The sequence below is a fragment of the Methylobacterium sp. 2A genome (assembly GCF_009806555.1).
Lineage (GTDB): Bacteria > Pseudomonadota > Alphaproteobacteria > Rhizobiales > Beijerinckiaceae > Methylobacterium.
Window position 1 is genome coordinate 281,359 of record NZ_VUOK01000058.1, and the last position, 20,673, is coordinate 302,031.

The window sequence follows — 20,673 nt, forward strand, 5'->3', positions numbered from 1 at the left end:
TCAGCGCCGTACGCAGAGTCGATTCCGATCTCGGAGAGAGTCTCTCCGAGCCCTCGATTCGCAGAATCTGGGCATAAGTCGCCGAATCTGTTGATATGTGCCGTGGCACCCCTCGCCCGGTCACGCAATCAGTCATGGGAATCGCTCAACTCGACGGATCGAGTGGGTGCGGGCGCGGCGACGCGGGCCGTACCGGGCAAGCGAGGAGACCTGCGATGGCGGTCGTCCTGCGGAATCTGACGGAATTCAAACGGTTTCTCGGGAAGCCGGGCGCAACGATTCAGCTGCTACGCAACACCTTCATGGACCGGCAGCCCGAGGCGACACAACAGGCTTACCGCGACAAGGGCATGTACGCGCCGCGGGCCGTGCAGGCCCTGTCGCGCAAGGCGGCGGTGTTCACCCTGCGGGGCTATCCCGGCACGGTCTGGCTCTACTGGGACAAGGGTGCGCGCGGCTGGCGCTTCTCCGGCGACACCGTGACGGTGCCGCTGGTCACGGGCCTCGGGCCGGCGGACGAGCTGGTCTACCGCTGCAGCTTCGCCGACGGGTTCGAGCCGGCCCCGCGCAGCCGCGCCGTGCGCCGCCCCAAGCTTGCCGAGGCCCAGCCCGCCTTCGTCTGACGGAACGCGACCGGAAGCGGCACTTGAATCGATGCCCGATTGCAACACGGTCTGGCATGGCGCCAAGCTTTTTTTGACACGCTCTCCTACGCCGAACCGGTATCCACTTCGGCGGAAAGCGCTGTCTGGTGCCGCCTTCTCTGGAAACTGGCCGCGACCCTGAACTCGCTCGGCGTCTGCCCGAAGCGTTCCTTGAAGCGACGGGAGAAATGGGCCTGGCTGGCGAAGCCGCATTGATACGCGATGAGGCCGACCGGCATGACGATGTGAGCCGCGTCCGCCAGCTTTGCCTGGGCCATTCGCAGGCGGCGCTCCCACATCCAGTCCATCAGCGCGATGTGCTCCGCGCTGGCCACCTCCTGAAGGCGACGGACCGAGATATTCAGCGCGGCCGCGACATCGTTGATCGACAGGCCCTCGACGCCGATGTGCTCGGTGATGAAGGCCTGCGCCCGGCTGACGATCGCGGCGCCGCTCAGGGACCTGGGTGGGTCGGTCTGCAGTTTCTCAGTGAAACCCGCCGCGATGAGTTCGACGGCGACCGCGGCCATGCGCGCCTGCCGCTCCGGATCGAGCATTGCGCCGTGCTTGATCAAGGCCGCGAGGTAGGACGTGATGATGGGAAAGCTCGTCTGCGACGCGTCGATCGACAAGCCTGTCAGGGATCGGGCCGGCCCGACCGCCCGCTCCAGCACGGTCCGCGGGATGAAGACATTGATGATGTCCAGACCCTCGGGATGACCACCCAGGAAGGGCTGGGTGTTGTCCAGGAGCGAGATCCCGCCGGGACTGGATCTGCAGTATCGGCCGTGCTCAAAATGGAAAATCCGTTCGGAGGCCAGGATCACAAGATAGAAATCGTCATCCGAGGACCGAATATGCGACTTCGTCCGGCTCATGGCATGCGGCGCGCCGACGTAATGACAGATCGTGAGATTGTCGACGGTCAGCGTGTTCAACGCGGCGTGAAACCCTTTCCGCTCGAGATCCACGAACTCGAAGCCGCCGAACCTGGATCGGCAGGTCTCAATCCAGTACTCGAAGCGCGCCCCGAGCGGCACGTCGTCGGTGCTCATCTTCTGTGTCGCGTAGGCGGAGATGTCGCGCCTGCCGCCAATCCGGGGGAACCGGCCGTCGCCTTCATACATCGCGGCCGTGCCCGATGATGTCCAAACCACTTAAATCAAGTTTCCAGCGCGACGACGCGCCTTTCGTCGCGGTCTGTTGAACTCGACGCGCAGCAATCAACAACACGACACGCGTTCCGGCCTTCACGGGTTTCGCCCGCGGATCCAGACCGGGCTACTGGAAACACGCTACAGTAATTAAAAATATTAAACAATCTGCGTCGACAATCACAATTTCGAGACAACTAGTCAATCCACTAATACACTAGTATTTCCCAGTAAATATCGGTACAATGTAAATGTCAGTCGGTATGAAGGTTTATAGAAATAATATAGAAACAATATAAGTTATGAATTTACGGTTTTCTTATGTCGAAAACCATACGCAACCGCGCGGCCTGCGGGTCGACACGGCCGCAGGGATACGTCCCAGAGCCGCCCATACGCGCGCTACGACCGCGCCACGTTGCGGTCGTAGCGCGTATGGGCGCAGGGGCGCAGCGGAAACCGGCCATCGATGGACGAGGTCCAGCACGCGGTCACTTCGCCGGGTCTGGTACCCGGCTGAGCCCAAGGCTTGAGAGCGTCACCGTGGAAGGCGGCTTCGGACGTTCGAAAAAGCCAACCCGGGATCAAGGACTTACCGCATCATCCGGGGTCCGGCCTCCGGAACGCGGCTCATGCCTCCTGGCCGGCCGCCGCCTGAGGCTCGGGCTCCCGCTTGACGGGGGCGGGCTTGCCGAGCGCCTTTCCCACGGTGCGCCGGGCGCGGAAGACCGGCTTCGCCTCGTTCTCGCGCTTCTTCAGCAGGGCGCGGTACTCGTCCCGCCGCTCGTGGATCGACGCGATGACGAGCCCCATCGGCACGCCGACATCGACCAGCACCGCCTCCGACAGTTGCAGCGAAGCCTCGATCGTCTCGGGCACCGCGTCGTCGACGCCGAGTTCGTAGAGCGCCGTGGCGTGGCGGGCGTCGCGCGCCCGGGCCACGATGGTCAGGTCGGGCCGCTCGGCGCGGGCCGCCGCCACCGCCGCCTCGACCGCCCGGGGATTGTCGAGGGTCACCACCAGGGCGCGGGCCGAGGCGATGTCGCAGTGGCGCAGGATCTCGGTGTTGCCGGAATCGCCGAAATAGACCGGCGCCCCGGTGCGCCGCTGCTCGGCCACCCGGGCCGGATCCGAATCGAGGGCCAGATACGGGATCTTGTGCCGCTCCAGCATCTCGCCGACCTGACGCCCGACCCGGCCGAAGCCCGCCACGATCACCCGGTTCTCCACCCGCTCCGGCAGCGGCGCCTGCGCCCCCGCGGCGGCCTGGGCCTGGGCCGCCGCCCGCTGCTTGAGCCGCCGGCCGATCGCCGCCAGCCCCGGGATCATGATCATCGTGACGGTGGTCACCACGAGGGCCGCGGCGCCGACCTCCTCGGGCACCAGCCCCGTGGCCATGGCGCCGCCGATCAGCACGTAGGCGAATTCGCCGCCCGGCCCGAGCAGCAGAGCCGTCTCGATCGCCACCGGCCGGGGGATCTTCATCACGGGCGCCGCCATCACCACGACGGCCCCCTTGATCAGGACCAGGGCGAGCGACAGGCTCAGGATCGCGCCGGGCGTCGCCATGAGCTGGGCCGGATCGAGGTTCATCCCCACCGAGACGAAGAACACGCCGAGCAGCAGGCCCTTGAACGGATCGATCGTCGCCTCGATCGCCCGGCGGTACTCGGTCTCGGCGAGCAGCAGCCCGGCCACGAAGGCGCCGAGCGTCATCGACAGGCCGCTCGCCGCCGCGGTCAGCGCCGTGCCGACGATCACCAGCAGGCAGGCCGCCATGAACAGTTCGGTCGAGCGCGTGCGCGCCACGAGCTGGAACAGCGGCCGCAGGGCGAGGCGGCCGGCGATCACGATCAGAACCAGGGCGACCGCGGCCTGTCCCAGCGCCATGGCGAGCGCCCAGCCCTTGTCGCCGCCGTCGTCGCGGCCGAGCACCGCGATGGCGAACAGGGCCGGCGCCACCGCCAGATCCTGGAACAGCAGCACCGCGAAGCTCGTGCGCCCCGTGGGGGCGTTGAGCCGCTTCTGCTCCGCCAGGACCGGGAGCACCACCGCGGTGGAGGAGAGCGCGAGCCCGATCCCCACGATCGCCGCGCCGACCAGCGGCACGTTGAGCCCGTAGAGGATCATCGCCAGGATGAGCGTGGAGCAGCCGACCTGCAGCGCCCCGAGACCGAAGACCAGCCGCCGCAGGATCCGCAGGCGCTCCCAGGACAGCTCGATCCCGATCATGAACATCAGGAAGATCACGCCGAACTCGGCGAGGTGCGCGATCTCGGCCCGGTTGCCGATGGTGAAGAGGTGAACATAGGGATGGGCTTCGGCCAGCCGGCCGAGCCCGTAGGGTCCGAGCAGGGCGCCGGCGCCGATGAAGCCGAGCACCGGCGAGATCCGCAGGCGGTGGAACAGCGGCACCACGATCCCCGCCGTGATGAGGAACAGGATCGCTTCCTTGTAGGAACCCGGATGGACCTCTGGCATCGGCGGCGGATCGAACCTCGTCTCTGGCGGCGGCGGGGATGCCGATCACGGCTGCGCGATCATGGGTCCCTGCTCGACCGGGAGCAATCGGATTCCGGCGTGGGGCAGGTGTGCTGCGACACAAGCCGGATACATGAACCGGGTGAGACATTTCGGCCACCCGGACAGGAGGCCCGGTATCGTACAGTGCAGGCGTGCAACGCGGCCCAAAATCGGCACAATGCGCGCATACACGCAGGAGTTAAACCGGGGTTAAGCTCGGCTGGCTGTGCCCGGAACCGGACCCGATGGATGTGACGAGGCCGATGATCTCCATCAAATCGATCTTTGCGGGTCCCAAGGCACCGCCCAACCGCGACCGGAAGCGCGAGCAGCGCGAATGGAAGCTCGAATCGGACCGCTGGCGGCACCAGCGCCACGTCGACCGCGGCTACCGGGTCAAGTGGGGCTACGTGGCGATCGCCTACCTCGTCGAGTTCATGGTGATCGGCGCCTCGCTCTGGGGCGCGTGGCTGTTCGCGAGCGTCTACAGCGACGGCGACTGGCACGCCTTCTACTTCATGCTGCTGGCGCCGATGGTCTACGCCGCGGTGGAGCTGTGCCGGGTGCCGCTCGGCATCCTGGCCCGCACCCAGCGCTCGCTGTTCGTGCGCGTCCTGGCGGCGGTCGGTATCGTCTTCGCGGCGGGCGTGACCACCAAGTCGGTGTCGCAGCTCGGCGAGATGATGTTCCATCCCCGCCTGATGGAGGCCGCCAAGGCCAAGACCGCCCTGAAGGACGCCCAGGCCGACCGCGCCACGATCGGCGACCGGATCAAGGCGGCGGACGAGCGCGTCGCCCAGTACACGACCGAGCTCGACCAGATCGAGAAGCGCGCCGCCGACAACGCCCAGCAGCTCGCCGGCCTGCCGGCCCAGCGCTGCGAGCGGGTCTTCGGCACCAACAGCAAGGGCCGCAAGTACCAGAACCTGAAATGCCTCGCCGACCCGCGGGTGGCCGCCCTGTCGGCGGGCGTCAGCAAGGCCTCGGCCGACCGCGCCGCCCTGATCAAGAACCTCGAGGAGGCCCGCAAGGCCCGTGCGGCGCTCGATCCCGGTGCCGCCGACCGGCGCGTGGCCGATGCCGAGCAGGGCTACCGCAACGCGGTCAACCGCTCGCAGCTCCACTCCTTCACCGCGATGGTGTACGGCGTCGATCCGATCGACGTGACCGAGAGCCAGGTCCACGCCTTCCTGCGGATCTTCGTGTTCGTGCCGGCGGTCTGCGCCGCCTTCGCGTCCACGATCCTGGCGCTCTGCGCGGTCTCGACCCGCCGGACCTTCATGGACGAGGACGATCTCGGCGCCGCCGTGAACCCCGAGGCCGCCCCCTTCATGCTGGACGCGATCGCGGATGCCCTGCGCTCCAACCCTGAGCCGATCCTGCCGCGGGCGGCCAACGCGGCCAACGCCTCCGGCGCGGTGATCCCGATGAACCGGCCGGCGCCGGGCCAGCCGGCCCTGCCCGGACAGAACGTCCAGGGTCCGACCCTGCCTGCCGCGGGAGCCGGCGCATGAACTACGTCGCCGGCGGAACGCCCGAGAACATCGCCCTCGCCCAGCAGGTGAATTCCCGCCTGCGGGCGGATTCGAGCTACGTCGCGGCCCGGGCCTTCCTGTTCCGGGCCCTGGGCTTCGGCGCCTTCCTGTGCCTCACCGGTGTGGGTGTGGGCGCTGCGGCCTATGGCTGGGCGACGCTCAACCAGTTCGACACAGCCGCGGAGAAGATCGCCGCCGCCATGCAGGCCGCGCTCTCGGACGTGACCCTCAAGACCAAGGGCGAGGTCACGCTCACCGACAACACGCTCAAGCTCGAAGGCCTGCCCAAGGCCCCGGCCACGCCGACCCCCACCAAGGCGCAGCTCGGCAGCGACGCCGCCCCGGCCTCGAAGGCCGCGGTGAACACAACCTTCACGGTGTTCAAGCAGGTGCCCTATCTCGACGGGCAGATCGTGACCGGCTGGAACTTCAAGGACAACGCCGACCAGCCCTACCAGCAATATTGCTACTTCTCCCGCCGCTCCAACGAGTCGAAGGGCCAGGTCGAGATCAAGATCGACCTCGCCATGGACGGCAGGACCCTGCCGCAGCCGCAGAAGTCGGACGTGAACCTGGAGATCCTGGCCCGGAACTGCGTCTGGCACGAGAAGGGATAGGTCGGATTCCCCGCCGCGCCCTTCATTTACGACGATGGGCAAGGTTGCTAGATAACCCAACGCGATGGGTTATCGATGGCAACAATCTTCCGTGCGGGTGGGCTGCGCGTCATCATCTTCGTGGACGACCACGAACCAGCCCATGTGCACGTCTTTGGCGACGGACATGCCAAGATCAATCTAGTATCACGCTCCGGCAGCCCCGAACTCGTCTGGTCGGCGGGAATGAACGGGGCCGAACGCCGACGAGCCTTGAGCCTCGTCGCGGAGCATCGGGAGCTGTTTCTGGCGCGCTGGGAGGCGATCCATGGCTGATCCGACCGACGACACCGGGACAAGCGGCATGGTCGCCGGCCCTCGTGCGGAGACCGCGTGCTACGATCCCCTCCGGGACCGCGTCGTGCTCGACCTCGACAACGGATGCACCTTCGCGTTCCCGCCGCGACTGGTCCAAGGTCTGGAGAGCGCACGCGAGGATCAGCTCGCGGAAATCGAACTGCTCGGTGCCGGCTACGGCCTGCACTGGGAATCCCTCGATGTCGACATCTCGATATCGGGCCTGCTAGCCGGGATTTTCGGCACGCGCGCCTACATGGCTGCACGGGCCGGACGGGCCACCTCGACCGCCAAGGCCGCGGCTGCGCGGGCCAATGGGGCGCGGGGTGGACGCCCGCGGAAGGCTGCTCACACGTGATGCGCGCCGCCCCGCGCGCCGTTTCCTGGCCGAGGCACACACAGATGCGATTTTCCGGCACCGAGACCTACGTCGCGACCCCCGACCTCACCGCGGCCGTCAACGCCGCCGTGGTGCTCGAACGCCCGCTCCTCGTGAAGGGCGAGCCCGGCACCGGCAAGACCGTGCTGGCCGAAGAGATCGCCAAGGGGCTGAACGCGCCGCTGATCGTCTGGAACATCAAGTCGACCACCAAGGCCCAGCAGGGGCTCTACGAGTACGACGCGGTCTCGCGCCTGCGCGACTCGCAGCTCGGCGACCCGCGGGTCTCGGACATTGCCAACTACATCCGGCGCGGCAAGCTCTGGGAGGCGTTCACCGCGCCCGAGCGCCCGGTCCTGCTGATCGACGAGATCGACAAGGCCGATATCGAGTTCCCCAACGACCTCCTGACCGAGCTCGACCGGATGGAGTTCCACGTCTACGAGACCGGCGAGACCGTGAAGGCCGTGCGTCGGCCGATCGTGATCATCACGTCGAACAACGAGAAGGAGTTGCCGGACGCGTTCCTGCGCCGCTGCTTCTTCCACTACATCAAGTTCCCCGATTCCGAGACGCTGCAGCGCATCGTCGACGTCCATTATCCGGGCATCAAGCACCGGCTCGTCGAGGAGGCCCTGCGGACCTTCCTGGCGATGCGCGAGGTGCCGGGCCTCAAGAAGAAGCCCTCGACCTCCGAGCTGCTCGACTGGCTGAAGCTCCTCGTCTCCGAGGACATCGCCCCCGAGACCCTGCGCGAGCAGGACGGCCGCAAGCTGATCCCGCCGCTGCACGGGGCGCTCCTGAAGAACGAGCAGGATGTCAGCCTGTTCGAGAAGCTCGCCTTCATGATGCGGCGCGAGCAGCGGGGCGGCTGACGCGCGCCGGGGACAAAGCGGCACCGATCCGAACCATTCTTGCCAGGGGCTGACGTCATGCGCAGGCTGATCCTGTTGCGGCACGCCAAGTCGGACCGTCCGGCGGGCGTCGCCGACCACGAGCGTCCGCTCAACGACCGCGGCCAGCGGGCCGCACCGGCCGTGGGCGCCCATCTCGCGCAAGACGGGCTGCGGCCGGATCTCGCCCTGGTCTCGACGGCCGAGCGCACCCGCGAGACCTGGGCGGCGATGGCGGCCGCGCTCGGCAACCCCGAGACCCGCTGGCAGCGCGAGATCTACGAGGCCCCGGCGCACCGGATCCTCACGGTGATCCGGAACGCGCCCGACAGCGCCACCACGGTGATCGTCGTCGGCCACAATCCGGGCCTGGGCGACCTCGCATCGGACCTCGCCGGGGATGGGCCGCGCGCGGCGCTCAACCGCCTCGCCCTCGAATTCCCCACCGCCGCCTATGCGGTGATCGACTTCGACACGGACCACTGGTCCGAGGTCGCCCCCGGACAGGGGCACCTGGACCGGTTCGTCCGCCCCCGCGACATCGACCCGGATCTCGGCGGCTGAAGTGTCCGGGATCCCAAAGGGCGAGCCCTTTGGTGGGGTATCGGGGTGAAACCCCGATGTCGGGCGACGCCCGAGCCCAGCAGGGTTCCACCCTGCACCCGCGAAAGGGCTCGCCCTTTCGAAACCCCGTCAGGCCACCGGCACCGCGGCGTGGGTCGCGACCTCCGCGTGGGAGGGCAGGGGCGAGCCCGGCACGAAGGCCTCGAAGGCCGCCCAGAAATCCTGCCGGATCGCCTCGCGCTCGGACAGGATCTCGTGGCGCGAATCCGGCAGGACCAGGATGTGCCCGGCCTTGAGCCGCGCGGCGAAGCGTTCGGTGTCCGGCGTGCCGCAGACCGGGTCGGCCCCGGCTGCGATGATCAGGGTCGGCAGGGTGATGCGCGGCGCCGCCCGCGGGTCGCGCAGGCGCGCCATCGCCCGGAACGACTCGGCGAGCCACGCGATCGTCGGGTCGCCGACCGCGCCGGCACCGACCTGCCGGGCCGCCGCGGCGTTGCGGGCGTAGCGGACGGGATCCCGCGTGAGGCGGTTGCCCGGATAGGGCTTGGTGGCGATCGAGACCGGCTTGCCGAACGGGATGTAGCGGCTCCCGAGCCCGAGACGGTGCAGGCCCCGCGACAGGAGGGACGCCCCGGCCGGCCAGCGGATCATCCGGATCGACAGCATCGGCGCCACCGTCACGAGGCGCTGGAACGGCAGCCATCCGTCGAGCGCCCCGAGCAGCGCGACGCACCCGCCCATCGAGTGGGCGAGCCCGACATGCGGCTCCGGCATCAGCGGCACCAGCACGGTCTCGGCCACGGCCCGCAGGTCGAGCCGGTAATCGTCGAACCGGGCGACGTGGCCCTTGTGGGGATCGTCCACCCGCCGGTCCGATTCGCCCTGGCCGCGCCAGTCGAAGGCCACCACCGCGAAGCCGCGGGTGCGCAGGTCCTGGATCGTCTCGTAGTACTTCTCGATGAACTCGGCCCGACCCTGGAGCAGGCAGACCGTGCCCCGGCAGCTGCGCGTCGTCGCCTGCCAGGTGGCGGCCCGCAGGGTGCAGTCGTCCCGGGTGCCGACCGCGATCAGGGTGCCGCCCGGCGGGACCGGATTGTCGGGCGTGTCGCGCAGGGTCAGCAGCGGCGGCTCACCCCCGGCCTTCCCCTCGAACCGTCCCATGGGCCCTCCTCACGCACAGCCACGCACCGCATGAGCGTAGCGAAAAAATCTCGCTTTTCCCTACGATCCGGGGTCTTGAACCCCGATTTTCCCCCTCCGATATCCCGTCTGTGCCGGCCATCTGGCGGCACGAAAGACGGGTCCGGCCCCTCGGGGCGGACCGGAATTGCATGTTGCTCACACGAGGATATGTCATGCGTCAGTTCGATCTCGCGCCCCTCTACCGTTCGACCGTCGGCTTCGACCGGCTGTTTTCCGCGCTCGACCAGTTCGCCAGCGCCGAGGCTGCGCCCACCTACCCGCCCTACAACATCGAGCGGACCGGCGAGAACGCCTACCGCATCACCGTCGCGGTCGCCGGCTTCACCGAGGCCGACCTGTCGATCGAGGTGCGGGAGAACGCGCTCACGCTGAAGGGCGAGCGCAAGGCCGAAGGCAAGGCCGAGTTCCTGCATCAGGGCATCGCGGCCCGGTCCTTCGAGCGCCGCTTCCAGCTCGCCGACCACGTCCAGGTGACGGGTGCGGCCCTGGAGAACGGCCTGCTCCACATCGACCTCGTCCGCGAGGTTCCGGAAGCGAAGAAGCCGCGCCGCATCCAGATCGCCACGGCGGGCCGCGCCAGCGCCCCGGTGATCGAGGGTGACGTCCGCAAGGACGAGGTCCAGCAGGCCGCCTGACGCGCCTGCGCGGCATCAGGATCCAACGAGCGCCCCGGCCCCAGGCCGGGGCGCTTTCGTATGGCGGCTGTCATATTGGCGTGTCCGCGTCGTGCTCTGATTCCGATGGGACAATGCACGACGCCCCCGGAGTGAACCGGACCATGGTCGCCAATCTCGCCCGCGGAGCCTACAGCGCGCTTGGTGCCGGCTGGCACAAGGGCGTGCAATGGGGCGTCGGTGCGCCGATCGCGAAGCTGCGCCGCCGCCAAGCGCATCTGCGCACCCTTGAGGGCGGCCCGGCCGGCATCGCCGACGTGCTCTCGGCCGAGCGGGCGATCCGCCTGCCCGAGCCGTTCGCGGCGCGCAGCCTCGGCCGCATCGGCAACCTCGAAGTCCGGCTGGCCCGGAAGAAATCCGAGATCCGCCGGGCGCAGCGCCTGCGCTACAAGGTGTTCTACGAGGAGATGTCGGCTGTGCCGACCGGGCTCGCCGCCCTGTCGCGCCGGGACGCGGACGGCTACGACGCGGTCTGCGACCACCTCCTCGTCCTCGACCACACCCCGCCGAAGCGGAAGAAGCCCTTCGCCAAGCCGCGGCCGAAGGTGGTGGGGACCTACCGCCTGCTGCGCAGCGACGTGGCCGCGCGCCACGCGGGCTTCTACTCCGAGGGCGAGTACGACCTCGCGCCGCTGCTCGCCGCCCAGGGGCACCGGCGGCTCCTGGAGCTGGGCCGCTCCTGCGTGCTCAAGCCGTACCGGAGCAAGCGCACGGTCGAGCTGCTGTGGCAGGGGATCTACGCCTACGTGCTGCATCACCGGATCGACGCGCTGATCGGCTGCGCCAGCCTGGAGGGCACCGATCCAGACCGGCTGGCGCTGCCGCTGGCCTTCCTGCACCACCATGCCCGCGCCCCGGAGGGCTGGCGCGTCCGCCCGCTGCCGGAGCGCGCGGTGGCGATGGACCGGCTGCCGAAGGAGGCGGTGGATCCGAAGGCCGCCCTCCAGGCGCTACCACCGCTGATCAAGGGCTACCTGCGCCTCGGCGCGACGTTTGGCGAGGGCGCGGTGATCGACCGGCAGTTCGGCACGACCGACGTGTTCGTGACGCTGCCGGTGGAGGTGATCGGCGCGCGCTACCGGGGGCATTTCGCGCCGGCGGGGTGAGGGGGCGCCGCGGCGATATCATCCCCTCAAACCCCCTCATCCTGAGGTGCCGGAGCGCAGCGGAGGCCTCGAAGGAGCCCTCCAGATTGCTCCGAGATCCCTGGAGCCCTCCTTCGAGGCCCGCTGCGCGGGCACCTCAGGATGAGGGGGGTGGGTGGGACAGATGAAAAACCCTCAGGCCCTCTCCTACAGATCCCCCAGCGCCAGCTGCCCCTGGTTGCGCGCCTTCGGCGGCGCGGCCTTGCGCTCCTTGGGCCGGCTGGCGGCAGCGCGTGCGACGGGCGGCTTCTTCGGCTTCGGATCGCCGCGCATCCGCGCCACCGCCTTGTCGCGGGCGACCGCCTCGGGGGCGCTCGGATCGTCGGTCAGCCACTTGCCGCGCTTGATCACCTCGTTCACCCGGCCCTGATTCACCCCGACCTTGAAGGCGATTTCCTGCTGGGTCATGCCGGTCGTGGCGTGCAGGTCCAGGATCGCCCGGGCGAGCTCCGGGGTCATCTTCTGGCCCGTGAGCCGCCGGGCCGGCTTGACCGTGCGGGTCGCGCGGTCGCGCTCGCGCAGGCGCTCCAGCAGCGCCAGCGCCATGTTCATGCCGTGCTCGCGCAGGGCTTCCTCGAATTCCTTCAGGGTCGCCATCGGCGCCATCCTCCGCCGGGCACTCGGGCCGGTTACTGGCGGGAGAACGTGCCGGGAACGGCTCGGTTTCGCAAGCCGGGCCGGACCGGCCATCCGGATGCCTTGCGGTCATCCACCGGAAATGCGGGCTCTGGCCTCCCCGCGGTCGCTCCGCTACAGCGGGTGGGCATCCGAAACGGCAGAGTCAGCCCGGCCCGATGATCAGTCCGATCCGCAGAATCGCCCCCGGAGAGACGCCCGGTTCGAGCCCCGGCTCCCTGGCCCGGGAGCTGGAGGCCGGGGCGGTGCTGCTGTTCCCCGACCTGCCGTTCCCGTTCACCGAGTTCGAGCGCCGCTTCACCGAGCGCCCCTTCGCGGACGGCAAGGCCAAGAACGTCAGCATCCGCGGCGAGGCGGCGCATCTGCGCGGCGCGGCCGGCACGCCGGAGGAGCAGGAGGCCCTGCGCCAGCTCCTGATCCGCTACCGCGCCTTCGCCCGGGACCTGATCGGCACCTACCTGCCCGACTATGCCGACCGGGTGAGCCTCGCCGGCACCTCCTACCGCCCTTTCGACGTCGATCGGCGCAAGCTCAGCTGGCGGCGCGACGACACGCGGCTGCATGTCGATGCCTTCCCGTCGAACCCGATCGGCGAGAAGCGGATCCTGCGGGTCTTTCGCAACATCAACCCCGCCGGGGAGCCGCGGCGCTGGCGGGTCGGCGAGGATTTCGGGTCGATGGCGGACAAATTCCTGCCGCGGCTGCCTGGTTACTCGCCGCTCTCGGCGCGCCTGCTGGCGGCTGTAGGCGTCACCAAAGCCAAGCGCTCCGAATACGACCACCTGATGCTGCACCTGCACGACGCGCTCAAGCAGGACGAGACCTATCAGGCCTCAGCCCCCCAGGCCGACGTGGAATTCCGCCCCGGCGAGACCTGGGTGACCTTCTCGGATCTCGTGATGCACGGGGCCATGGGCGGCCGCTACATGCTGGAGCAGACCGCCTACCTGCCGGTCGCCGCCCAGGCCGACCCGTCCTTGAGCCCACATCACATCCTGGCGGCCAAGCTCGGCCGCGCCCTTCGGACCTGAGAGGCACGTGAGACCATGATCCTCGAAATCGCGCAGATCGAGATCAAGCCCGGCATGGAGGCCGAGTTCGAGACAGGCATCACCGAGGCCTCGGCGATCTTCAGGCAGGCCAAGGGCTGCCGGGCCTTCGAGGTCCGCCGCTCGATCGAGCACCCGCAGCGCTACCGGCTGCTGATCCACTGGGACACGCTGGAGGCCCACACCAAGGACTTCACCGGCTCGCAGCCCTGGCAGGATTACCGCGCCCTGGTCTCGCACTGCTTCGCCGGGCCGGTCTCGGTGGAGCACACCGAGCAGGTGCTGAAGGCGTTCTGAGCGGCCCCGCTCTGCGGCGAGTCCCGCGCTGGGTCCCGGGTCGCATTCCGCTGGCGCTGCATGCGCCCGGGAAAGGGCGTCGCGATCGATCCTGCGCCGCCCTTTCCCGGACAGGTGAAGCGAAGCGGAACCTGATCCGGGATCCAGCACAAGACGTGCCGCGACAGCGGCTCCGAACAAAGCCACACCAACCCGGAGCGTTGCGGCGCAGGCCGCCGGTGCTAGGCTCCCGCCCGACCGATCCCGATGCGAATCATCGGGACGCGGCAGGCGGGGAGCAGGCTGATGGCGCGGCTCGGACGGCTCGCGGGTGCCCTGGTGCTGCTCGGATGGCTCGTCGGCGGTCCGGCCTTCGCTCAGACTGCACCGCGGCCGGCCGCCGTCGCGCCGGCCCCGTTCGCCAAGCCCCTCATCCGGGACGATCTCGCCAGCGCGGCGATCCGCCTCGAGGCAGCCCTCAAGGCCGAGGCCGGCACGGCGCTCCGGCCGGCGGGCCAGTCCCGCGCCGCCGGGCAGGCGCTGCTCGCCGCCGGCAAGCCGGATCAGGCGCTCGCCCCCCTCGCCGCCGCGGTGGCGGCCGACCCGGCCGATATCCGCAACTGGCAGGCCTATGCCCGCGCGGCCGCGGCGGCGTTCGAGACCCTGGACGAGAACGACTATAAGGGCCGGGCTCGCCTGCGTGGGCGGGCGATCGCGGCCGCCTACCGCGCCTACGAGCGCGCCGGTGCGGCCATCGACGCCGCTGCGTCCCTGGCGCTGGTGGGCGCTGCGGAAGCCGCGCAGGAATCCTGGCGCCCGGCCCTCGACGCCTACGCGGCGAGCCTCGCCCTGAACGCGGATGAGGGGGTCCGGGAGACCTACGACACCCTGCGGGCCGAGCACGGCTTCCGCGTCCTCGGCTACAAGGTCGATGCCGACGCGGCCGCCCCGCGCGCCTGCTTCACCCTCTCGGAAGCCCTGGTGCCGAAGACCGATTACGCGCCCTTCGTGGCCGTCTCGGGAGCGAGCGCGGCCGCCGTGACCGCCGAGGATACGCAGATCTGCGTCGACGGGCTGAAGCATGGCGGGCGCTACGCGATCGTCCTGCGCCAGGGTCTGCCCTCGACGGTGGGCGAGAGCCTGCTCAAATCCGCCGATTACGAGATCTACGTGCGCGACCGCGCCCCGCAGGTGCGCGTCACCGGCCGCAACTACGTCCTGCCGCGCACGGGCCAGGCGGGCGTGCCCCTGGTCTCGGTGAACGCGCCGAAGCTCGATGTCGAAGTACTTCGGATCGGCGACCGCGGCCTGCTGCCGACCCTGCGCTCCGAGGACTTTCTGGGCCAGCTCAGCGGCGCCACCGCCAAATCGATCGCCGCCGAGAAAGGCGTGCGCGTCTGGACGGGCACCCTCGACACCGCCAGGGCCGAGCTGAACCAGGAGGCGGTCACCGCCTTCCCGGTCCTTGAGGCAGTGGGCAAGCTGGAACCCGGCATCTACGTGCTGCTGGCCAAGCCCTCCGGCACGGCCTCCGACGACGCGGACTACGACACCCAGGCGACCCAGTGGTTCGTGGTCTCGGACCTCGGGCTCACCGCCACCAAGGGGCGGGACGGGGTCCATGTGGTCCTGCGCTCGCTCGCCTCCGCGCAGGTGCTGCCGGGCGCCGAGATCCGGCTCGTCGCCCGCAACAACGAGGTGCTGGGCACCCGCACCACGGACGCGAAAGGCCACGCCGCCTTCGATCCGGGGCTCGCCCGCGGGGAGGGCGGTCTGGCGCCGAGCCTCGTGGTGGCCCAGATCGGCGGCGATTACGGCTTCCTCGACCTCAATCTCGGCGCCTTCGACCTCACCGACCGCGGCGTGAAGGGACGGCCCGAGACCGGCGGGCTCGACGCCTACCTGTTCCCGGAGCGCGGGGTCTACCGCTCCGGCGAGACCGTCCAGCTCACCGCCCTGCTGCGCGATGCGGGCGGGACGGCGGTACCGGACCTGCCGCTGATCCTCGTGGTCAAGCGGCCGGACGGCGTCGAGTACCGGCGCGTCTCGGTGCCCGATCAGGGGCTCGGCGGCCGGGCGCTGCCGCTGCCGCTCCTGTCGGGGTCCATGCACGGAACGTGGCGCGTCTCGGCCTATACCGACCCGAAGGCGCCCGCGATCGGCGAGACCAGCTTCCTCGTGGAGGATTACGTCCCCGAGCGACTGGAGGTGACCCTGAAGCCCCGGCAGGCGGCGCTGCACCGGGGCGAGGCCGCGCAGGTCGATGTCGCCGCCCGCTACCTCTACGGCGCCCCGGGGGCGGATCTCGACGTGTCCGGCAGCGTCACCGTGCAGGCGGCCGCGACGAGCGGCATCCAGGGCCTGGACGGCTACGCGATCGGCCTCGACGACGAATCCGTGGAGCCGGCGACGCAGGAGCTTCAGGAGCACGCGACCACGAACCCGCAGGGCAGCACCGAGGTCACGGTTCCTGTTCCGCTGGTGGCGGTGCCGCGGGCGCTGGAGGCGAGGATCACGCTCGCGGTCGGCGAGCCGGGCGGACGGGCGCTGTCGCGCAGCCTGACCTTGCCGATCCTCCCCGCCGGCCCGGTGCTGGCCCTGCGCAAGGGCTTTGCGGAGCTCCAGGATGGCGGGATCGCGGGTTTCGACGTGGTGCTGGCGAGCCCCGAAGGCGCGCTCCTCGCCCGGCCGGGGGTGAGCTGGACCCTGTCGCGGGTCGAGTCCGCCTACCAATGGTACCGGGCGGACGGGCGCTGGTCGTTCGAGCCGGTCAAGACCACCAAGCGCATGGCCAGTGGCACGGTCGATCTCCGGGCCGGGGTCCCGAGCCGGATCGCGGCGCCGGTGGGGCTCGGCCGCTACAGGCTGGACGTCTCGGCCCCGGGCGCTCCGGAGGCGAGTGTCAGCCTCGGCTTCGATGTCGGCTGGGGCGGATCCCAGACGGCCGAGGCGCCGGACCTGCTCGACCTGACCCTCGACAAGCCCGCCTACGCGGCCGGCGACACCCTGCGGGCCAAGCTCAGCCCGAAATTCAAGGGTCAGGCGAGCCTGATGGTGGTCAGCGACCGGGTTCACGAGACCCTGGAGGTCAGCGTGCCGGAGGGCGGCACCACGGTGAGCCTGCCGGTGAAGGCCGAGTGGGGCGCGGGCGCCTACCTGATCGCCACCGCCTACCGGCCCCTCGATCAGGCGGCCAAGCGCCTGCCGGGCCGGGCGCTGGGTCTGGCGTGGTTCTCGGTGGACCGGGAGAAGCGCAGCCTCGGCGTCACCCTGAAAGCCCCCGAGCGGGCGCGCCCGCGCCAGGATCTGACCCTGCCGGTCCAGCTCACCGGTCTGAAGTCCGGCGAGGCCGCGCGGATCACCGTGGCGCTGGTCGATGTCGGCATCCTCAATCTCACCCGCTACGCCGCGCCGGACCCGACCCAGTATTTCCTCGGCCAGAGGGCGCTCGGGCCGGAACTCCGCGACCTCTACGGCTACCTGATCGACGGCATGCAGGGCTCCGTGGGCGCGATCCGCTCCGGCGGCGATGCGGGCGGCGGCGAACTCGCCGAGTCCCCGCCGACCCAGGCGCCGCTCGCCCTCTATTCCGGCCTCGTGACCGCGGGGCCGGACGGCGCCGCCAGCGTCACCTTTCCGATCCCCGCCTTCAACGGCACGGGCCGCGTGATGGTCACCGCCTGGAGCGGCGACCGGGTCGGACAGGCCCAGGCCGACGTGATCATCCGCGATCCCGTCGTGCTGACCGCGACGCTGCCGCGCTTCCTCGACACCGGCGACCGCTCGCGCCTGTTCGTGGCCCTCGACAATGTCGAGGGGCAGGCGGGCGACTATACGGTCGATCTGAGCCCGGCCGGGCCGGTATTGGTCGGCGCCGGCGCCCTGCGCCAGACGTTCCGGCTGGAGGCCGGCGCCAAGGGCCAGCTCGTGATCCCGCTCACCGCGGCGGGGCCGGGCACGGCCCGGCTCGACCTCGCTGTATCGGGACCCGGCCTTCCCGCCACCTTGAACCAGAGCTTCGCCCTCGGGATCGCGCCCGGGACCGTCGCCCTGCTGCGCCGCTCCGTGCGCAGCCTCGCCCCCGGGGTGGCGCTGACGCTCACGTCCGACCTGCTGGCCGACCTGCTTCCCGGTACCGGCAGCGTCTCGCTCTCGGTCACGCCCCTGCCGGGCCTCGACGTGGCGGCCCTGCTCCAGGCCCTCGACCGCTACCCCTATGGCTGCTCCGAGCAGGTGGTGAGCCGGGCGATGCCGCTGCTCTACGTCAACAAGCTCGCCGCGCTGGAAAAACTCGCCCTCGATTCGGGCGCGGACGAGCGCGTGCGCGAGTCGATCGAGCGGCTGCTCGCCCGCCAGGATTCGAGCGGGGATTTCGGCCTGTGGTCGGCGCAGGGGGCGGCCGACCTCTGGCTCGACGCCTACGTGACCGACTTCCTCACCCGGGCCCGGGAGCGCGGCTTCGCGGTGCCGCAGAAGGCTTTTTCCCAGGCGCTCGACTACCTGCGCAACGCGGTGGCCAACGCCTCGGAGGTGCGCAACGGCGGCGCCGACCTCGCCTACGCGGCCTACGTGCTCGCCCGGAACGGCCGCCCGGTGATGGGCGACCTGCGCTACCTCGCCGACACCAAGCTCACCGACTTCTCCTCCGCGCTCGGGCGCGCGCAGCTCGCCGCCGCCCTGGCGCTGCTGGGCGACCGCGGCCGGGCCGCCCGGGCGATGGACTCGGCGCTCACCGTGCTGCGGGCTGAGCGCGACAAGGGCCTGTACCGCGCCGATTACGGCTCGCGCCTGCGCGACGGCGCCGGGCTGATCACGCTGGCGGCCGAGAGCGGGATGACCCAGGGCGCCCTAGGCCCGGTCGCCGCCCTGTTCGGTGAGGAGCAGCAGACCGAGCGGGCGACGAGCACCCAGGAGAATGCCTGGATGGTGCTCGCCGCCGAGAGCCTGTCCAAGAAGGCCGACGCCCTCTCGTTCAGCCTCGACGGCGCACCGCAGACCGGGACGCTCGCCCGGGTCTACCGCGAGGCGCGCTTGGCGGAGCGGGGCGTGCAGCTGGTCAATACCGGCCGCAGCCCCGTGCAGGTGGCGGTGACCGTCAACGGCAATCCCCTGGTGCCGGAGCCGGCGGCCGCGCAGGGCTACACTTTGGAGCGGAGCTTCCACCGCCTCGACGGCAGCCTTGTCGATCCGGCGGCGGGCCTGCGTCAGAACGACCGGCTCGTGGTGGTGCTGAAGGTCACCGAGGCCAAGGCGGAGGCCGCGCGCCTCCTGCTGGTCGATCCGTTGCCGGCGGGGCTTGAGATCGACAACCCGAAGCTGCTGGACGCCGACGTGCTCCAGGGTCTCGCCTTCGCCAAGTCGGACGTGCAGCCGGTCCATACCGAGTTCCGCGACGACCGGTTCGTGGCGGCCTACGACCGCGACGCGAGCCAACCGGCCTTCTTCACCGTGGCCTACACGGTGCGGGCGGTCTCGCCCGGCACCTACGTGCATCCGGCGGCGACCGTGGAGGACATGTACCGGCCGGCGCGCTTCGGCCGGAGTGCCACCGGGAGCGTGACCGTGGGGGCGAAGTAGGGCGTGCCGGTTCCGCGCCGGCGCGTTCCCCCTTAGCAAGTGACCGGGCCGGACCGCTGCGTTGCGGCATGAACATAGTGCGATGCGGAACCGCGTCCGCCACGGCGTCATTCCCTCCGGTCCCGTTCGGAACCCGTGGAGGTGATGCCCGATGCCGGACCTCGACGCGCTCACCGGCCCCGCCGCCCGCGTGCTGGCCTACCTGCCGTGGTGGGCCGAGAGCCTGATCCTGATCGTCGCCTGCTGCGCCGTGGTGATGCCGCTGCACGGGGTCGTCTACCGGGCGATGAAGCGCGCCGTCGCGGGCAAGAGCCTGTTCTGGCGCTCCCTGGTGTCGCGCACCCACGGCCCCAGCCGGCTGGGCCTGATCGTGGTGGCGATCAGCCTCGCCTCCACCATCGTGCACCTGTCCTGGGAGGTGCGGATCGCCCTCAACCAGATCCTGCTGGTCGCCTTCGTGACCCTGACCGGCTGGTGCTGTGCCACGGCGCTCCACATCGCCACGGTGATCTACCTGCGCCGGTTCAAGCTCGACGCCGAGGACAACCTGCTCGCGCGCAAGCACTTCACCCAGATGCGCATCCTGGAGCGCGCGGGCGTCACCCTCGTGGCACTGGTCACGCTCTCGGTGGCGCTGATGACCTTCGAGCCGGTGCGGCAATACGGCGTGAGCCTGCTGGCCTCCGCGGGGGCGGCGGGCCTCGTCCTCGGCCTCGCGATGCAGCCGGTCCTGTCGAACCTCGTGGCCGGGATCCAGATCGCGATCACCCAGCCGATCCGGATCGAGGACGCGGTCATCGTCGAGAACGAGTGGGGCTGGGTGGAGGAGATCACCGCGACCTACGTGGTGGTCCGCCTCTGGGACTGGCGCCGGCTGGTCCTGCCGCTGACCTATTTCATCCAGAAGCCGTTCCAGAACTGGACCCGGGACGGCGCCTCGCTGATCGGCAGCGTCTTCCTCTACGTCGATCACCGGGCACCGGTGGCGGCCATGCGCGAGAAGCTCAGCGAGATCGCCAGGGCCACGCCGCTGTGGGACGGCAAGGTGGTCAACCTTCAGGTCTCGGACGCCAAGGAGACGACCATCGAGATCCGGATGCTGGTGAGCGCCCGCAACGCGCCCCAGGCCTGGGATCTGCGCTGCGTAGTCCGCGAGGCGATGATCACATGGCTCCAGGCCGAGCATCCGGAGGCCCTGCCGCGGCACCGCACGGAATGGGTCGGGGCCGAGGAGCAGCCCCTGCGGCGCGCCGACGGGCGGCGGTTCGCGGCGTGAGCCGGCCGGATACTTAGCTCGACTTTGGCCAATTTTGACGGGTTGTCGAGGGTGTGAGGTGACGAAGCGGGCGTGGCGGGTAGGCTGGTGGGTGTCCCCGCCAAGAGACACCGCCATGCTGCCCCTGCCCACCCGCTTCGCCGGGATCATCCTGGCGTTCGCGCCGCTGTTCGTCCACCGCTCGTGGCGCCA

Annotated in this window: 17 protein-coding genes; 13 read left to right on the forward strand and 4 right to left on the reverse strand. The window is 70.0% G+C overall.

The window, feature by feature from the left end:
• Positions 1 to 215 precede the first annotated feature (215 nt).
• Positions 216 to 623: a hypothetical protein gene (locus FVE89_RS26285; RefSeq protein WP_161393085.1), complete on the forward strand. Its 408-nt coding sequence runs from the start codon at positions 216 to 218 to the stop codon at positions 621 to 623.
• 86 nt (positions 624 to 709) lie between these two features.
• Here FVE89_RS26285 and FVE89_RS26290 read toward each other — a convergent pair whose 3' ends face one another.
• Together FVE89_RS26290 and FVE89_RS26295 are read right to left on the reverse strand one after the other, a co-directional pair.
• Positions 710 to 1,699 (reverse strand): helix-turn-helix domain-containing protein, encoded by a 990-nt coding sequence (locus FVE89_RS26290; protein WP_161393086.1) that lies wholly within the window; start codon positions 1,697 to 1,699, stop codon positions 710 to 712.
• Positions 1,700 to 2,428: 729 nt separating this feature from the next.
• Entirely contained in the window at positions 2,429 to 4,279 is a 1,851-nt protein-coding gene (locus FVE89_RS26295) for a cation:proton antiporter (RefSeq protein WP_161393087.1), read from the reverse strand.
• Between the two features lie 287 nt (positions 4,280 to 4,566).
• On the opposite strand from FVE89_RS26295, the gene FVE89_RS26300 reads away from it, so the two are divergent.
• The 6 genes from FVE89_RS26300 (at position 4,567) to FVE89_RS26325 (ending at position 8,645) form a co-directional block, all read left to right on the forward strand.
• The gene (locus FVE89_RS26300) at positions 4,567 to 5,835 is read left to right on the forward strand and encodes an ATPase (protein ID WP_161393088.1); all 1,269 of its coding nucleotides are present in this window, start codon (positions 4,567 to 4,569) and stop codon (positions 5,833 to 5,835) included.
• On the forward strand, positions 5,832 to 6,473 hold the full coding sequence (locus FVE89_RS26305) for a hypothetical protein (protein ID WP_161393089.1): 642 nt from the start codon (positions 5,832 to 5,834) through the stop codon (positions 6,471 to 6,473). The genes FVE89_RS26300 and FVE89_RS26305 overlap by 4 nt, the downstream gene beginning before the upstream one ends.
• A 75-nt stretch (positions 6,474 to 6,548) precedes the next feature.
• Complete coding sequence (locus FVE89_RS26310; RefSeq protein ID WP_161393090.1) at positions 6,549 to 6,788, forward strand: DUF4160 domain-containing protein; 240 nt, start codon at positions 6,549 to 6,551, stop codon at positions 6,786 to 6,788.
• Positions 6,789 to 6,816: 28 nt separating this feature from the next.
• Positions 6,817 to 7,167 (forward strand): DUF2442 domain-containing protein, encoded by a 351-nt coding sequence (locus tag FVE89_RS26315; protein ID WP_246731195.1) that lies wholly within the window; start codon positions 6,817 to 6,819, stop codon positions 7,165 to 7,167.
• A 44-nt stretch (positions 7,168 to 7,211) separates the two neighbouring features.
• Positions 7,212 to 8,063, forward strand: coding sequence for a MoxR family ATPase (locus FVE89_RS26320; RefSeq protein ID WP_161393092.1), 852 nt, complete (start codon positions 7,212 to 7,214; stop codon positions 8,061 to 8,063).
• Between the two features lie 57 nt (positions 8,064 to 8,120).
• Positions 8,121 to 8,645 (forward strand): histidine phosphatase family protein, encoded by a 525-nt coding sequence (locus tag FVE89_RS26325; protein ID WP_161393093.1) that lies wholly within the window; start codon positions 8,121 to 8,123, stop codon positions 8,643 to 8,645.
• Positions 8,646 to 8,774: 129 nt separating this feature from the next.
• On the opposite strand, the gene FVE89_RS26330 is transcribed toward FVE89_RS26325, so the two are convergent.
• Positions 8,775 to 9,806 carry an alpha/beta hydrolase gene (locus FVE89_RS26330; protein ID WP_202131070.1) on the reverse strand — a complete coding sequence of 344 codons (1,032 nt, stop codon included), beginning with the start codon at positions 9,804 to 9,806 and terminating at the stop codon, positions 8,775 to 8,777.
• Between the two features lie 194 nt (positions 9,807 to 10,000).
• On the opposite strand from FVE89_RS26330, the gene FVE89_RS26335 reads away from it, so the two are divergent.
• Both FVE89_RS26335 and FVE89_RS26340 read left to right on the forward strand, forming a co-directional pair.
• The gene (locus tag FVE89_RS26335; protein WP_161393094.1) at positions 10,001 to 10,483 is read left to right on the forward strand and encodes an Hsp20 family protein; all 483 of its coding nucleotides are present in this window, start codon (positions 10,001 to 10,003) and stop codon (positions 10,481 to 10,483) included.
• Between the two features lie 143 nt (positions 10,484 to 10,626).
• Positions 10,627 to 11,628 carry a GNAT family N-acyltransferase gene (locus FVE89_RS26340; protein ID WP_161393119.1) on the forward strand — a complete coding sequence of 334 codons (1,002 nt, stop codon included), beginning with the start codon at positions 10,627 to 10,629 and terminating at the stop codon, positions 11,626 to 11,628.
• Positions 11,629 to 11,814: 186 nt separating this feature from the next.
• Here the strand turns inward: FVE89_RS26340 and FVE89_RS26345 are convergent, their stop codons facing one another.
• On the reverse strand, positions 11,815 to 12,264 hold the full coding sequence (locus FVE89_RS26345) for an RNA polymerase subunit sigma-70 (RefSeq protein ID WP_161393095.1): 450 nt from the start codon (positions 12,262 to 12,264) through the stop codon (positions 11,815 to 11,817).
• A 197-nt stretch (positions 12,265 to 12,461) separates the two neighbouring features.
• Here FVE89_RS26345 and FVE89_RS26350 point away from each other — a divergent pair, with 197 nt between their 5' ends.
• The 4 genes from FVE89_RS26350 to FVE89_RS26365 all read left to right on the forward strand — a co-directional run bounded on the left by FVE89_RS26350 (position 12,462) and on the right by FVE89_RS26365 (position 20,481).
• On the forward strand, positions 12,462 to 13,334 hold the full coding sequence (locus FVE89_RS26350; protein WP_161393096.1) for a Kdo hydroxylase family protein: 873 nt from the start codon (positions 12,462 to 12,464) through the stop codon (positions 13,332 to 13,334).
• 15 nt (positions 13,335 to 13,349) lie between these two features.
• The gene (locus tag FVE89_RS26355; RefSeq protein ID WP_161393097.1) at positions 13,350 to 13,649 is read left to right on the forward strand and encodes an antibiotic biosynthesis monooxygenase family protein; all 300 of its coding nucleotides are present in this window, start codon (positions 13,350 to 13,352) and stop codon (positions 13,647 to 13,649) included.
• Between the two features lie 285 nt (positions 13,650 to 13,934).
• Positions 13,935 to 19,205 (forward strand): alpha-2-macroglobulin, encoded by a 5,271-nt coding sequence (locus FVE89_RS26360; RefSeq protein ID WP_161393098.1) that lies wholly within the window; start codon positions 13,935 to 13,937, stop codon positions 19,203 to 19,205.
• A 151-nt stretch (positions 19,206 to 19,356) separates the two neighbouring features.
• Positions 19,357 to 20,481 (forward strand): mechanosensitive ion channel domain-containing protein, encoded by a 1,125-nt coding sequence (locus tag FVE89_RS26365; RefSeq protein WP_161393099.1) that lies wholly within the window; start codon positions 19,357 to 19,359, stop codon positions 20,479 to 20,481.
• Positions 20,482 to 20,673: the final 192 nt, after the last annotated feature.

Excerpts from the sequence above, each read along its gene's own strand:
- FVE89_RS26285 (WP_161393085.1), top strand. The coding sequence starts at position 216 with ATGGCGGTCGTCCTGCGGAATCTGACGGAATTCAAACGGTTTCTCGGG.
- FVE89_RS26290 (WP_161393086.1), bottom strand. The coding sequence starts at position 1,699 with ATGAGCACCGACGACGTGCCGCTCGGGGCGCGCTTCGAGTACTGGATT.
- FVE89_RS26295 (WP_161393087.1), bottom strand. The coding sequence starts at position 4,279 with ATGCCAGAGGTCCATCCGGGTTCCTACAAGGAAGCGATCCTGTTCCTC.
- FVE89_RS26300 (WP_161393088.1), top strand. The coding sequence starts at position 4,567 with ATGGATGTGACGAGGCCGATGATCTCCATCAAATCGATCTTTGCGGGT.
- FVE89_RS26305 (WP_161393089.1), top strand. The coding sequence starts at position 5,832 with ATGAACTACGTCGCCGGCGGAACGCCCGAGAACATCGCCCTCGCCCAG.
- FVE89_RS26310 (WP_161393090.1), top strand. The coding sequence starts at position 6,549 with ATGGCAACAATCTTCCGTGCGGGTGGGCTGCGCGTCATCATCTTCGTG.
- FVE89_RS26315 (WP_246731195.1), top strand. The coding sequence starts at position 6,817 with ATGGTCGCCGGCCCTCGTGCGGAGACCGCGTGCTACGATCCCCTCCGG.
- FVE89_RS26320 (WP_161393092.1), top strand. The coding sequence starts at position 7,212 with ATGCGATTTTCCGGCACCGAGACCTACGTCGCGACCCCCGACCTCACC.
- FVE89_RS26325 (WP_161393093.1), top strand. The coding sequence starts at position 8,121 with ATGCGCAGGCTGATCCTGTTGCGGCACGCCAAGTCGGACCGTCCGGCG.
- FVE89_RS26330 (WP_202131070.1), bottom strand. The coding sequence starts at position 9,806 with ATGGGACGGTTCGAGGGGAAGGCCGGGGGTGAGCCGCCGCTGCTGACC.
- FVE89_RS26335 (WP_161393094.1), top strand. The coding sequence starts at position 10,001 with ATGCGTCAGTTCGATCTCGCGCCCCTCTACCGTTCGACCGTCGGCTTC.
- FVE89_RS26340 (WP_161393119.1), top strand. The coding sequence starts at position 10,627 with ATGGTCGCCAATCTCGCCCGCGGAGCCTACAGCGCGCTTGGTGCCGGC.
- FVE89_RS26345 (WP_161393095.1), bottom strand. The coding sequence starts at position 12,264 with ATGGCGACCCTGAAGGAATTCGAGGAAGCCCTGCGCGAGCACGGCATG.
- FVE89_RS26350 (WP_161393096.1), top strand. The coding sequence starts at position 12,462 with ATGATCAGTCCGATCCGCAGAATCGCCCCCGGAGAGACGCCCGGTTCG.
- FVE89_RS26355 (WP_161393097.1), top strand. The coding sequence starts at position 13,350 with ATGATCCTCGAAATCGCGCAGATCGAGATCAAGCCCGGCATGGAGGCC.
- FVE89_RS26360 (WP_161393098.1), top strand. The coding sequence starts at position 13,935 with ATGGCGCGGCTCGGACGGCTCGCGGGTGCCCTGGTGCTGCTCGGATGG.
- FVE89_RS26365 (WP_161393099.1), top strand. The coding sequence starts at position 19,357 with ATGCCGGACCTCGACGCGCTCACCGGCCCCGCCGCCCGCGTGCTGGCC.